This is a genomic window from Mesotoga sp. Brook.08.YT.4.2.5.2., from assembly GCF_003351125.1.
Classification (GTDB): Bacteria; Thermotogota; Thermotogae; order Petrotogales; family Kosmotogaceae; genus Mesotoga.
This window is the reverse complement of sequence record NZ_JPGZ01000009.1, coordinates 124,455-137,160: the sequence shown is the minus strand read 5'-3', so window position 1 is coordinate 137,160 and position 12,706 is coordinate 124,455. Positions and strand designations below refer to the sequence as shown.

General features: G+C 45.1%; 14 protein-coding genes and 3 pseudogenes. 6 read left to right on the top strand and 11 right to left on the bottom strand.

Annotated features, from left to right (window positions below):
- Positions 1–238 precede the first annotated feature (238 nt).
- The 3 genes from Q502_RS14255 to Q502_RS02820 all read left to right on the top strand — a co-directional run bounded on the left by Q502_RS14255 (position 239) and on the right by Q502_RS02820 (position 1,183).
- A complete protein-coding gene (locus tag Q502_RS14255; protein ID WP_165775328.1) occupies positions 239–406 on the top strand; it encodes a hypothetical protein in 168 nt (55 codons plus the stop codon).
- 11 nt (positions 407–417) lie between these two features.
- Positions 418–669 (top strand): hypothetical protein, encoded by a 252-nt coding sequence (locus Q502_RS02830; protein WP_099828860.1) that lies wholly within the window; start codon positions 418–420, stop codon positions 667–669.
- A gap of 241 nt (positions 670–910) precedes the next feature.
- On the top strand, positions 911–1,183 hold the full coding sequence (locus Q502_RS02820; protein ID WP_099828858.1) for a hypothetical protein: 273 nt from the start codon (positions 911–913) through the stop codon (positions 1,181–1,183).
- A 1,049-nt stretch (positions 1,184–2,232) separates the two neighbouring features.
- Here Q502_RS02820 and Q502_RS14215 read toward each other — a convergent pair.
- From Q502_RS14215 to Q502_RS02785, 6 genes and pseudogenes are all read right to left on the bottom strand, one after another.
- Complete coding sequence (locus tag Q502_RS14215; RefSeq protein ID WP_146024480.1) at positions 2,233–2,400, bottom strand: DUF4175 domain-containing protein; 168 nt, start codon at positions 2,398–2,400, stop codon at positions 2,233–2,235.
- Positions 2,401–2,419: 19 nt separating this feature from the next.
- A pseudogene (locus Q502_RS02810) lies at positions 2,420–2,985 on the bottom strand (HD-GYP domain-containing protein).
- Positions 2,970–3,869, bottom strand: a complete 900-nt coding sequence (locus Q502_RS02805) for a GAF domain-containing protein (protein ID WP_165775327.1) — start codon at positions 3,867–3,869, stop codon at positions 2,970–2,972. The pseudogene Q502_RS02810 and the gene Q502_RS02805 overlap by 16 nt, the downstream one beginning before the upstream one ends.
- A gap of 74 nt (positions 3,870–3,943) precedes the next feature.
- Positions 3,944–4,222 (bottom strand): hypothetical protein, encoded by a 279-nt coding sequence (locus Q502_RS02800; RefSeq protein WP_133117309.1) that lies wholly within the window; start codon positions 4,220–4,222, stop codon positions 3,944–3,946.
- A 213-nt stretch (positions 4,223–4,435) separates the two neighbouring features.
- Positions 4,436–4,837 carry a PAS domain S-box protein gene (locus Q502_RS02790; protein WP_099828852.1) on the bottom strand — a complete coding sequence of 134 codons (402 nt, stop codon included), beginning with the start codon at positions 4,835–4,837 and terminating at the stop codon, positions 4,436–4,438.
- A gap of 231 nt (positions 4,838–5,068) precedes the next feature.
- On the bottom strand, positions 5,069–7,405 hold the full coding sequence (locus tag Q502_RS02785; RefSeq protein WP_099828851.1) for a diguanylate cyclase: 2,337 nt from the start codon (positions 7,403–7,405) through the stop codon (positions 5,069–5,071).
- 81 nt (positions 7,406–7,486) lie between these two features.
- Here Q502_RS02785 and Q502_RS14990 point away from each other — a divergent pair.
- Positions 7,487–7,582, top strand: a pseudogene (locus tag Q502_RS14990) (magnesium transporter); the annotation flags it as partial.
- 151 nt (positions 7,583–7,733) lie between these two features.
- Positions 7,734–8,975 carry a serine dehydratase subunit alpha family protein gene (locus Q502_RS02775; protein ID WP_099828850.1) on the top strand — a complete coding sequence of 414 codons (1,242 nt, stop codon included), beginning with the start codon at positions 7,734–7,736 and terminating at the stop codon, positions 8,973–8,975.
- A gap of 254 nt (positions 8,976–9,229) precedes the next feature.
- On the opposite strand, the pseudogene Q502_RS02770 reads toward Q502_RS02775, so the two are convergent.
- The 5 genes and pseudogenes from Q502_RS02770 to Q502_RS02750 all read right to left on the bottom strand — a co-directional run.
- Positions 9,230–9,577 (bottom strand): annotated as a pseudogene (locus Q502_RS02770) (pyridoxal-phosphate dependent enzyme); the annotation flags it as partial.
- Positions 9,578–9,592: 15 nt separating this feature from the next.
- Positions 9,593–9,739 carry a hypothetical protein gene (locus tag Q502_RS02765; protein ID WP_165775325.1) on the bottom strand — a complete coding sequence of 49 codons (147 nt, stop codon included), beginning with the start codon at positions 9,737–9,739 and terminating at the stop codon, positions 9,593–9,595.
- A gap of 42 nt (positions 9,740–9,781) precedes the next feature.
- On the bottom strand, positions 9,782–9,964 hold the full coding sequence (locus tag Q502_RS02760; RefSeq protein WP_103133957.1) for a pyridoxal-phosphate dependent enzyme: 183 nt from the start codon (positions 9,962–9,964) through the stop codon (positions 9,782–9,784).
- A complete protein-coding gene (locus Q502_RS02755; protein WP_099828847.1) occupies positions 9,964–10,233 on the bottom strand; it encodes a pyridoxal-phosphate dependent enzyme in 270 nt (89 codons plus the stop codon). Before Q502_RS02755 ends, Q502_RS02760 begins: the two co-directional genes overlap by 1 nt.
- 240 nt (positions 10,234–10,473) lie before the next feature.
- The gene (locus Q502_RS02750) at positions 10,474–11,496 is read right to left on the bottom strand and encodes a sugar kinase (protein WP_099828846.1); all 1,023 of its coding nucleotides are present in this window, start codon (positions 11,494–11,496) and stop codon (positions 10,474–10,476) included.
- A 348-nt stretch (positions 11,497–11,844) separates the two neighbouring features.
- On the opposite strand from Q502_RS02750, the gene Q502_RS02745 reads away from it, so the two are divergent.
- Positions 11,845–12,693, top strand: coding sequence for a MurR/RpiR family transcriptional regulator (locus Q502_RS02745; RefSeq protein WP_165775323.1), 849 nt, complete (start codon positions 11,845–11,847; stop codon positions 12,691–12,693).
- Positions 12,694–12,706 lie beyond the last annotated feature (13 nt).

The following is a 12,706-nucleotide window of genomic DNA, read 5'->3' as shown; positions in this document are numbered from 1 at the left end:
CCAAGAAACTCTTTACCAAAGACCTGAAATTCTTGTTACCGGCTCCAGATATCTTCTTTTTTGCGAACAAAACTCCACTTTTGATACATAAGCAAGAGCCGCTTCTAGGTCGCTACCATACTGGTTTTTCTCACTGCAAACGAGAAGTCATCACAATCCGATAATGAGGCTGTTCTTTACTACCTCTAGATAGAAAGAGTCATGTGGCGTGTAATCTATCTTTGATGAGAGGCGAAAGATGAGAATACTCGCTTTGCTTATGTACGCAACAGCGGTTGTTCGCACAACTCTCGCTTTTTCGGGAAGTTTTGAGACGGCAAGAACCGAAGAAATCAACGGTGTTATCAGAGTATCTGAAAGATTAGTCATGATCGGTCTTTCGAGAAATACGATGAGCCATATATAGAGACTCTTGTTTTGAAGATCGATTTCTCGGGTGAAGTCTTGTGGGTAAAGAAGTACGGAACTCCCGGAGATGATATCGGCAGATGCCTAACCGTCACTGACGAAGGCAGTATTCTTCTGGTTTCGCGTGTCGAAAATGCAGGCAGTGAAAGGCTTATGGCAACTCTTGTCGAGAAAGACGGGATCAAATTTGACAGACATTCTATGGTAAGAACAGAGACTATTTGCCAAGGAAGGCATGTACCACGAGAGATGACTTCTTGATTGCCGATCAATGCTTGACCGACAAGAATTACTTCCAAGCCTTTCTGATCAAGACCGACAGTTCGGGGAAGCTTTTGTGGGAAAGAGACTTCCGAAAGAAAAATTTCGATGCGGCTCTCGATGTTAGCACAGATTCAAGCAGAAGCATTTTCCTTACAAGTTATTCCTGGAAGGATGACAGTCAATCACTCTGGTTAGCGCTCCTGGATCAGTCTGGAAAGACTGTCTGGAGAAATCGATCGTGAGTGCTGAGTATCTGAATCTTGAACGAAAGGCAATTATCGAATTTGAAAACGCTGTTCTTGTAGTGGGAGTTGCAAGCGACTTAGCTGGAGTTAGATTTCTCGCATGGATAGACACAACTGGAGAAATGATAAGAGAAACTGTTCTTGATGAGAGATTTCCCGCGAAGATCTCACTCTTCAAAAGCAATGAGAGCTACGTGGCTCTGCTCTTATATAATGCACTTAATGATGAAGGTTATGGATTGCTTAGGATAGACGGAAATGGCTAAGTAGTTGATGAGTATGCATTCAGTACTAGGTTGTTCGAACCACGATCATTTACGGAGATCGATTCGGATACGCTTCTAGTTGTGGGCGTGATATCAGAAGAAATTAACGGAAGACAAGCAAACTGGACATCCGTTGACTTTTGATCGCTGAGGGTCGGCAAGGTTTAACCAGAGATGGTTTCACATCCTTATTGTGAGAACAGGGACTAACGACGAATTCTGAACCACGGTAGTGGATTACAGATAACTCGCACTGAATTGCTTACAAAGATGTTTTCGGTTCAAGTTACTTTAGGATTCGTCGGCTCTGTAAAGATTCCCCATTACTCGCAGACCAAAGTCATCGAACCGTCGAGAGAACGGCCTGTCGAAATTAAAGTTGATCCGGAAACTCCTATCAAGAACTTTCTTAGTCATGTTCAAAGAAAGAACAGCCAGACTTGGCGGCATCTCTACAAGAAAGCTTACGATACCTTCAACTTGAGCCTATTCAGAAGCTGAGACAACGGTTCTTACCTCCGACCGCCAAGATAGAAAACAGTCCCAGTCTCGACCTGCCACTTTGTCAATAGAAATCTTATTGTCAAATCTGCATTCAAAACCATCGGAACTCACGAGAGGCTCTTGTGACTCTCCCCACTGCCTCATAGGGCATTAAGAAATACGCGGTACCAGCTGTGTAACTCGCAGCTATAATTCCAGGAATGATCAAACAGGTATTTGCTCTTCCCTTTCTTCTCAACATTTTCCTACTATCTTCTAGCATGGTCCAGTCACCAGAGATACAGTACCCAACTCATATGAAACGGAGGGCATCAGGAGTTGCATCTACTTCTCGGTTATTCACGGCCTTCAACAAAACGATCATCAAAATGGGGTTCCTGAATGATCCCTGAAAAAAGGAAAAGTAAGACCAATTCGCATACCTATTCTAAGAAAAACCGGATGGAAAAGTTTCGTGGCCTGCTAGCCAAAGGGTTACTCATGAAGGAGAGTAACCTCTTCAGGACGGATGAAGATCTATAGAACTCTTGTGGCTACGATCATTTCTAAAACAGTGTAAGGATCTTTGAAAGCAGCCATATCACAGCAAAGACCAAGAGCCCGACAAAAGCAAGGCTGAAGATAACACGCAGACCAAACAAAGCAAGCTTCACAGCAAGACCTAAAAAAACCAACCCTACGAAAATCGCAAGAATCAGTATCGCTACATCCATGCCATTACCTCCATATCACCTAGAGTTTACTGTAGTTAGACCTTTTAATGTTGAACCCGGCTTCTATTAAATCAATACAGGCTGCTACTACCTCTTTGTCGTAGAGTATCCCTGAGTTCTTCATTATCTCTTCGATTGCTTCCCCAAAACCTTTTGATGCCCTATATGGTCTGCGTGACACCATAACTTCCACCAAATAGGCGACAGCCTCGATTTTGGATTCCAACGAGAGTTCAGATCCTGCGAGGCCTTCAGGATAACTGGTTCCGTGACCCTCTCGTGATGATGCTTAACGATATCGGCTATTGGACCTCCCAACTTCACATCGCGAAGGATTTTGTAACCCATCACTGGATGGCGTTTTATCAAAGACCACTCCAGATCGGTTAGATTTCCAGGCTCAGATAGAATCTCAGCCGGAATAGAAACCTTTCCCACATCGTGAAGCAGACCGACGATTCTTACAGCTCTGACGGAATCTTCTCCAAGCCTTAGTCTCTCTGCTATTTCGGTTGCCAATCGTCTAACATTCTCCTGGTGACCGGCAGTATAGGGATCTCTTACTTCTACTACTTTGCTAACCAACTCAACTGCTCCTCCAGAGCAACGTTTACCTGTCTAAGAGCTTCAGCCAGTTTGCTCTTTGCGGCGAGCGCTTCTGTAATGTCCACAACAATCAGGATAAGCATTTCCAACCCAGGAGAACCTAGAGGCGAGGCAAAGATCTCAACATCTATGACAGTACCGCTTGCTTGTCTTTGTCGGGTAACCGCATGAAGCGTCTCTCCAGTGGCTAGTCTTTCTACTTCTGCCAACGCCTTGCTATCCGTTGCGAGATCCCCAATGGAAAACTTTTTCAGTTCGTCAATTGAGAACTCGTAAAACTCGCAGGCTGCAGCATTTGCATCGATAATGGCTCCCGTAGGTGCATCTAGAAGCAGTATAAGTGCTTCGTTCATTCTGAAGAAGTCTCCATAACGCTGCTCGCTGGTAATCAGCTCGTCTTCTTCAAGTGCAAGCGTAAGAATATCCCCGACGGATGCAACAAATTGCTTCTCATCAGGAGTCCATTCTCTATTCGTATTCATGTCACAAAATAGAGAGCCGATTATATTACCCCTTCTCTTCAAAGGAATGTCGATCAATGATCGTACTCTGACTTTCTTAAGACCATCGATGAACGGGCTAATTCCCTCAATCTCAAGATTTGACACACTCAGAATTCTGTCTTGTCTAATCAGATCTAGATATTCATTTGCATACTCTCTGTTCATTGCGCGGTATTTCTCTGTATTGACTTTATCTTTCTTGACGTCAAAGCTGATTGCAAGTTGAATTTCACCGAGATCGGTCAGCATATACACCCCTACTCGATCAACCTGCAGAAAAGAACCCACAATCTCAAAAACTTTCTTCATGAATTCATCAAGCGAAAAATCCTTCCCGCCTGCTGCTTTCGAAGACTTCAAAAGATGACTGTGCCCTTCGTCCTTGAATTCCTGAAGTCTCATGGCTTCAGTTACGACGTAACAAAGCGTACAACCTATCCTGAAGATAGTCTATATATGTAATTCGTCCACCAGCCCTCGCTCTCTTCCATGTGATACTTCTCAGCTTCAACCTTCTCTGGTATACCGGTCTCCCAGGCTCTCTTAAGAGCTTCAAACAGTTTGGTTCTTTCGATACCTTGAAAGACGGCCTTCAATTCTCTGCCAATGGGTTTCAAATTATCTTCTTTCCTCTCGCTACTTGGAGATTTGAAGTCTTTCAGGAAGAAAGTCTCGCCATCTACACTTGTTAGAATCAGAAGACCACCATCCATCTTCTCTATCAGTTCGCGATATCTGGCTTCGCTCTGAATGATCTGATCTTCTATCTTTCTTATCCTCAGTGATATCTCTAAAGATCAGTATTATCCCGGCAGTCTCCCCATCTTTCCTTGTTATGGGTGCTGCCGAATCAGCGATTGAATAAATCTTCCCATTCTTGGATCTTAGTCCTGTGTGATTTACCAACCCTATTTTCTTACCTGTTTTCAGAACGAACTCCACGGGAATCTCGCAGGTTCTCCAGTATCTTCACTGAAGATATCCATGATCTCTCCAACCCTCTTGCCGACTATCTTGTCTTCATTCAGACCGATTAGGTCACATGCAACATCATTTGCAAATGTCACTATTTTGAACTCGTCTGTCGAAAGGACAGCATTTCCTATACTTGAAAGCGTAACTCTATAACGTTCTTCGCTTTCACGAAGAGCTCTCATCGATTCTATTCTTTGAAGAATCTTCCCGAGTCGTTCCGCCAACGAAAGTACGATCTGACCCTCTTCATAAAGAAAAGCTATCTCTCCCTCTCCGCGATAGAATACAGAGATGCTTCCAACCTCTTTTCCTCTCATCCTTATTGGTTCGCGAATGAAACGTTCGCTCTTCATGAAGACCTCTGATACGAAGACCCTATCTCTAAGAGAATCACCGCACAAGTATTTTCTGGTTCAAGAAATGCGTCGGGTAACATCCTTAGAAGTCCCTTCAGTATTTGCTCAGGTGAATCCTCTGCTTCATTCACAAGTCGCGAGAAGTTGTGTAGGAGACTCAGTTCTTTCTTCCTCTCTCTTAACTGCGCTTCGACACTAAGCTTTTCACTCATAGTCTACCATTCCCTGCTAGCCATTGCCCGGTTCCCCGGTTACTCGATTTCCTCCGCGCCCCTTTGATGTATACAGATTCCTGTCCGCCCTCTTAATCATATCTTCGAGTTCGTTTTCGTGTTCTTTCAGAGAGGCTGTTCCAAGGCTTGCTTTCACATTGATAGGCGTACCGTTGAAAACGATTTCCGATTCTTCAAGTGAATGACATATCCTAAGTGCTGCCTCTTCTGTTCTTTGCGCATCCGTCATCGGCAAGAGAACAATGAATTCGTCGCCGCCGTATCTACCGAAAATGTCGGCTGCCCGAAGAATCCTGCTGCAAATCTGCGCCACTCTCTTCAAAACAAAGTCTCCTGCTAAATGACCGAGGTTGTCATTCAATTTCTTGAAATTATCTATATCGAACATTATGAGCCCCATATCTGTTCCGTATCGCTTAGATTTTTCGATTTCTCTCTCTCCAAGCTCGAACAACCCACGCCTATTATAAATACCGGTGAGGTAGTCCCTTATTGAGAGCTCTCTTACCTCTTCATGGAGTCGAGCGTTGTTTATCCCTATCGCGGCAATATCTGCAAAGGCCTTCAAGGCCTCCAGATGACGGATCTTGAAGGCCTCCGCTTCCTCACTGTCCACTGCGATCATCCCGATTGGCTCATCTTCAATAATCAGAGGTACACCCATCCACGATTTGATAAAGAAGAAATCCGGTTTGTTGAACTGCGGGTATTTCTTCTGAGCGTCAGCAGCAAGAACTATCAGTTTGTTCTTCACTACGTCGAAACCTGGACTTCCCTCCTCCATAGTGAATCTTGTACCAACAAAACAGTCTCTGCCCGGCCAGCTGCCTCCTACTATGAGAAGCTCGTCCCCGTCGACAAGTTCAACTGCGGCGCTGTAAAACGGAATAACTTGCCTAAGACCTTCAACGATAGATTCAATTACTGTCCTCATGTTCAAGTCCCTTGTAATCGCCTCTGTTGCCTTTCTTAAGGACTCTGAGGTGATGTGATTCCTCTTTGTGATAACAAGGTTCTTAATTTTGCTAAGTGAGAGCGACATCGTTGTGCCGACCAATCTGTAAAGGTCTATGCTTTCCTCTGTGAGACCAGTTACTCTTTCTGTAAGACTCTCAAAAGTTCCTACAATTTCATCGTTTGACTCAAGAGCAATGCAGACGTATCTTGACTCCTTCCCTTCAACTATCAGATTATCTACGAAGATGTGGTTGCTGATAAGCTTACCGAACACTCTTTCGTCCGTTCTCACGTTTGTCGGAAAGACTTCGGTGTCTCCTCGTGAAACCTCGAGATCAAAGGGCTCTTCTTCGCTAAAGGTAATCCGACAACCTACAACTCCCTTTTCTTCGTAGGCTCGGTTTGCAATCTTAGAGGCAGCTTCCTGAAGGTTATCTCCGCTCAGGACGAGAACGTACAAGTCGTTCATGAAAAGCATCATACTGTCTCTTGCTTTCAGCTCCGCTTGAAGCTTCATCTCGTCCGTAACTTCTCTTGACGACATGGTCCAACCTGCGATATTTTCCCCCTCGAACAACGGGCTTACTGCCGTCTCCATCCAAATTACCTGACCACTCTTCGTTCTTGCTCTGTACCTGAACGAACCGTGTCTCTTCTCTCGAAAAAGTGCTTTCGATTCTGCAATAACCCTTTCAACATCGTTCTTTTCGACAAGATTAAGCGCATTGGTACCTAAAAGCTCTTCTGGGGAGTACTCCATAGTACTTAAAACGGAAGGTGACACATACTTGAAAATCAAGCGTTGATCCGCAACTGCTAGAATGTCAAGAACATTTCCCTCGAAGTTTTTAAGCAGTTCATCGCTTCTCAAAAGCCTCTCTTGAAGAGCCAACTCACAGTCTTCATGATGATTTTCAGTGATACGCCCTCTTGCCTCTAGTAGAATTGAACAAAGTACTAATTTGAGGAACCTCTTCTCCTCTTCCTTCCACTCTCTGCTCTTTGAATCAGCTCTGCATACAAGAATTAATCTACATTGTCCTGCAGAATAATCTATCGTCATAGAGTTCTCTGTGATCTCCGAAGTATTGCCGGGAAGCTTTGCTTCGATGGCCTTCTTAAGGTTATAGATCTCGCCACTCTCTACTCTTCCGTTCCCCACTCTAATAACATCAGAGGCTTCACTTCTCCATTCGCAGACTGGCTCGATAGAATATGAGCCCTTTGGGGAGCTTTCGACCTTAAAAAGGTGCAGACTATCCGCAGATATGGATCTGCCCGCTATCATAAGAGCCTCGAAGCGTCTCCCGCCAGAAGTAATGATCTCAGTGATCTGCTCTAATGAAGTGAAAAGATCAGAGAAATTGGCTCTCATAGCTTCCACCAAGTACAGAAAAGACGGTTGATCGTCATTAATTAATTATATATCATCGCAACTCTAAGACCAAATAAATCTCTTGATCCTGCGGTCGCCAGTAGTCCTCTCATTACAACCGTTGTCGATGCAACTGGACTTTTCATCTACTTCAGCGTTGTAAAGCTTCTTCTATAGCTTCCGCTTGGATGAGAAGGCTTCAGATCCTCTACGATCCAATGATCACAATACGTATATTGCTCTGTAGGTAATAACATGAAAGGATCATCGTGTCACCTTAGACTTGAGGGCGGTGATAGACTTGATTATCTGGACGAGGAGGTGTTGAATGCGTTTTCTCGAAGAGTACCTTGAAACTGAGGTGAAGCCTGCACTCGGATGCACTGAGCCCGGCGCGGTCGCCTTCTGCACAGCAACAGCGGCAAGCAAACTGAAAGGTAGCATTAGAAGAATTAGCGTTGTAACAAGTGTGAGTATCTACAAGAACGGGATGTATGTTGGAATACCTGGGACCAACGAGAAGGGAAATGAGTTTGCGGCTGCGTTGGGAGCTATTTGTGGAGATGCTGCTCTCCAGCTGGAAGCGCTTAAGCCGTGCCGAATTGAGTCAGTGGAGTCTGCCAGAAAGTTGATTGAGGACGGCGCAATCTCCGTTAGGTGCGATCCTGATCGTACTGGGGTGTTTATACAAGCGGTCGTAGAAGATGAGAACCATGTAGTGCGGTGCACGATATCCGGTAGTCACACCAATGTCTCGATGATCGAGATCGATGGAATGCCTCTCCCAATTGAGGAGCAGGCAATACCTTCTGCCACAATTGATTTCACTCCTGATGAAGTTTTTGATTCGGTCGAAGCAATCAACAACAGAGAGATAGGTAAGATCTTTGAAGGGATAGATATGAATCTTGATATCGCAAGATTTGGACTTGATAAAATCCTGTCTTCAAGAGAAGGCAGTAGTTACAACGAAGAAGGTCTTGGATATAAGATTCGAAGATACTGTCTTGCAGCATCGGCAGCGAGAATGTCCGGTGCTCCGCTTCCAGTAATGAGTAGCGGAGGAAGCGGGAATCAGGGAATAGTTACGACTCTCCCTGTTGCGCTCACGGGTCTGCACTTTGAGAAAAGGAAGGAGGATATCGCTAAAGCAGTTGCCATAAGCCACCTGTTTTCCGGCTATATCAAGAAGAAGTTGGGAAGGGTAGCCCCGATCTGTGGATGTGTAACAGCTGCCGGAACGGGGGCAACAGCGGGCATAGTATATCTTCTTGGAGGATCAAGACAGCACATTGAACAGGCAATGCTTACAATCCTTTCGAGCACAACGGGAATAATGTGTGATGGTGCCAAAGAAGGCTGCGCCCTGAAGGCAGGCCTTGGAGGACATGAAGCCTATTGTTCCGCGATGCTTTCACTGAACAACCTTGGAATCGACTCAGATCAGGGTTTCATAGCTCCAACTCTAGACAGATCTATTGAGAATATTCAGCTTCTGCTCTCCAAAGGGATGTCGAACATCGATTCCGCAATAGTCGAGGTTCTTGAAAACAGAAAGAATAGGATGTGATAGCACCGACAGTTCACTCAGGTCGATTTTCGTATGGAAATAAATCAACTAGACTTCTTGCGGGAAAATACCAGTGAACCTCCCGCCCCAAAGCGATGATTCTTCGAGAGCCAGGACTCTGGAGCGTTATTTCGCGACTCCTTCATGAAACCACGATTCCCTGGTCTCCTTTGCTCGAGAATGTACGATAACTGTTTCAGCTCATTGTCCAGGCTACTCCAGACTTCCATGAGAGTTCCGTCTTTACGACTTTCTTAATTCTCATCTATGGCCCTTTTAAGCTCAGAACTGTCTCTTCCGACAATCTTCGAATGAGCAAGGACTGATTTGAAAGCCAAAATGGTTTTCAGCCCAGTCCCAGTTATTATTGCAACGGCAGAATAATCTTTACCAACTATTCCAGCTCGATGGGCTTTGATAAATCCTGCAACAGACGCGGCTCCGGTTGGTTCGGCAAACAGGCCTTCGTACTTCGCCAACAGCTTAACTGCCTTTACCATCTCTTCATCAGACACAGAGAGTGCAAATCCGTTAGAGCTAAATATGGCCTCGAGTGCCAAATGGCCGTCGAGAGAATAAGGCACACCTATCGCAGTTGCACTCGTATTCGGGTGCTCTCACCTCTCGGTCCTGTCGCTTCCTCCTCCGAATGCCCTAACTACCGGTGCGCATCCTTCCGCCTGAACGATCAAGATTCTCGGAACCTTGTCAATAATCCCAGCGCTCCTCAATTCCGTGAAGCCTTTCCAGGTTGCGGCTGCCAAACTGGCGCCGCCTGCCAGAACTATCACCCAATCGGGGGTGTATTACCCAAAGTCCTCTGCTATTTCAAAGGCGGCGGTTTTTGTTCCTTCGATATGGTATGGGTTTACCGAAGTCGCCGTTGTCAGGTTTTCCCAGTTGGAAGAAGCTGTGAGCTCTTCTATCAGATCTATGCATTCACTCACACTACTATCCCTAACCAGAACAAGTCTCGCGCCAAATAACATCACCTGAGTATTTCTTTCGACGGGTGTGTGTTGTCCGGCATTACTACAATACACTCGAGACCTGCTCTAGCGGAATATGTGGCAACTGGCGGCCCCGCATTGCCATCTGAAGCAACATCGATAGCTTCAACTCCGCTCTCAAGAGCTTTGGTGACTTCAAGGGTAGCCGGGCGATCTTTGTAAGTACCCGTGCAATTCTGTGTTTCATCCTTCAGGGAGAGTCTTCCCGAAAAGCCAAGCGTCCTAGGGAGTCTTTGACTTTCATCCAACGGAGAACCATCCTATCCGAGGGTCACAATAGATCGCAGATCACTAACTGGCAGCAATCGATGAACCTCCAGAGTCCACGGATACCCCTGTCGGAAAAATCAGAAGGAGCTACCCCTCCAACTCTTTCGTACATATATTTGAGCATTCTTCTACACTCCGGACAGCGTGCTAACCCCTTCGAATTACTGTGCTCAAAACCACATCTGTCGTACCTTTGCAGGTAGTCTTGGGTCTCCATCCTATCTGACTACTCTTCCCGAGGTATTTCCTCCAAGTAGTTTCTCAACCTCATCTCTGGAAACGATGTTAAAGTCTCCCTTTATCGTGTGCTTCAGACAGGAAGCGGCCACACCAAATTCAAGCGCTTTCTTTGGCTCCCACAAGCTATCAAGTCCAAAGATAAGTCCCGCAGCAAATGCGTCTCCTCCTCCGACACGGTCAATTATGTTTATGTCGTATTTCGTTGAAAGCAAGAATTCCTCACCGTAAAGAAGAGAAGCCGACCATCTGTTGAAATTTGCGTTAACACTCTCCCTAAGAGAAATCGCAACAGCCTTCAGATCGAACCTTTTCTTGAGTTTCTTTGCGACATCTTTGTAACCTTCAACACTCAGGCGACCATCGCTCACGTCTGAGTCTTCGGCTCTAATACCGAAGACAGATTCGCTGTCCTCTTCATTCGCAAAGAGAACATCGACATATTTCATCAGCTCAGTCATCACTTTCTTCGCCTTTTCCTTGGTCCAAAGCCTCGCTCTGTAGTTTAGATCGCATGAAACGGTTAGTCCTCTTAACTTTGCCTCCTTTAGGGCAATCTCACAGATGGCGATCAACCGGTCGCTTAAAGCCGGAGTGATACCAGTAAAGTGGAACCAAGACGCTCCATCGAAGATCTCTTCCCACGAGAAATCTTCGGGTTTGGAGTTCGAAAAAACCGAGTCGTCGCGGTCGTAGATCACTTTTGAAGGCCTTTGAGAGTAACCGGGTTCGTAGAAGTACTTGCCTAATCTACCGCTGCCTTTCAGAACATGACTGGTGTCCACCCCATGAATCGAAATGTTTCCCTTGGCCGCATCTCCAAACTGATCGTCCGATACTTTCGAGACGAAGCAGCTCTTACCTCCATAACGCGCAATCGCGACAGCAACATTAGCCTCCGCCCCCCCATAGACAACCTCGAAGTTCTTAGTTTGCTCAAACCTCTCTCCTAATGGAGTTGCAAGTCGCATCATTATTTCCCCAAAAGTCACAACAGTAGACACTGTCAATCCTCCTCCTATCAATACATGACTATATGAATCTACAGATTTCAACGCCTAACCTGTCCATCACTACAACCAGGGAAAGTTGGCAATCGATTCCTACAAAGATAATAGCACGACAGTTTTGGAAGAACTGTGCAAAAATCGCCAGAATCTCGGATCATAAAAAAAATTTTTTCTGATGATTGCGCCCCATCAAATTCAACCTGGCGAGCAAAAGTGGCATTATTTGCTCCTTATTACTCATAATTACTCATAAACGTCAATAACATTCTCTTAATCGACTTGGGCAAATCTAAGGATCGTGATAGATTATAGTAGAAATTTTTTCTATGTAGGGTGATTCAATTGGGAAATCTTCTTGACAGAATTGCAAGGGAAAGTGTTGATTTCACTCCAACAATGAAGAGGATAGCGGATGCGATTCTTCAAAATCCCTCCGAAACAGTAAATCTTTCGATAACTCAGCTAATGAATAGATCGAAAGTGGGAAGTGAATCAACAGTAGTGAGGTTTTACAGACAGCTAGGATATGAAAGCTTTCATGAATTCAAAGTCACTCTTGCCTCGGAAATCGCTGGGTCGTCCTTCTATCACCCTTACGAAGACATCACAATAGAAGATTCACCGTCAGATGTCGTGAGAAAAATCTTCAACGGCTGCATTATGGCTTTAAGAGCAAACACCAAAAGCTCTATCGGAAAAATGATACCCGATGCAGTCGATCTGATCGAACAATGCAGAAGAATAATCTGCATCGGTTACGGAGTATCGGGATCGATAGCAAACAATCTGTCTTTCAAATTGAATCTTCTCGGTAAGGATGCTATTTATTGCCCCGATTCACATACGAATGCTGTCACTCTTTCTAAGCTCAAGAAAAACGACTGTGTCTTCGCAATATCTCATTCGGGAGAAAGCAAAGACGTGGTTTTACCGTTGCAGAAAGTGGAAAACTCTGTAAGAATCATCGCCTTGACGGGATTTGGGGATTCAACATTAGCCAAAATAGCAGATCTTAGCATTATTGCATCTGTACCAGAAGAAATGAATTTGCGTACCGACGCAATTGTCTCCAGATGTGTTCAGATGGTGGTTGTTGATTCGCTCTTCGCTTGCCTTGCGGTAAGAGAGGGTGAAAAATCACTCGATACACTTTCATTATCTAGAAGATCATTATCATACCTAAAATTCTAATCTCGGAGGTTCA

Bases quoted from the DNA above. Each gene is read 5' to 3' on its own strand.
- Q502_RS14215 (WP_146024480.1), bottom strand. From the start codon at position 2,400: ATGGATGTAGCGATACTGATTCTTGCGATTTTCGTAGGGTTGGTTTTT.
- Q502_RS02800 (WP_133117309.1), bottom strand. From the start codon at position 4,222: ATGGATGGTGGTCTTCTGATTCTAACAAGTGTAGATGGCGAGACTTTC.
- Q502_RS14255 (WP_165775328.1), top strand. From the start codon at position 239: ATGAGAATACTCGCTTTGCTTATGTACGCAACAGCGGTTGTTCGCACA.
- Q502_RS02790 (WP_099828852.1), bottom strand. From the start codon at position 4,837: ATGAAGAGCGAACGTTTCATTCGCGAACCAATAAGGATGAGAGGAAAA.
- Q502_RS02775 (WP_099828850.1), top strand. From the start codon at position 7,734: ATGCGTTTTCTCGAAGAGTACCTTGAAACTGAGGTGAAGCCTGCACTC.
- Q502_RS02785 (WP_099828851.1), bottom strand. From the start codon at position 7,405: ATGAGAGCCAATTTCTCTGATCTTTTCACTTCATTAGAGCAGATCACT.
- Q502_RS02760 (WP_103133957.1), bottom strand. From the start codon at position 9,964: ATGTTATTTGGCGCGAGACTTGTTCTGGTTAGGGATAGTAGTGTGAGT.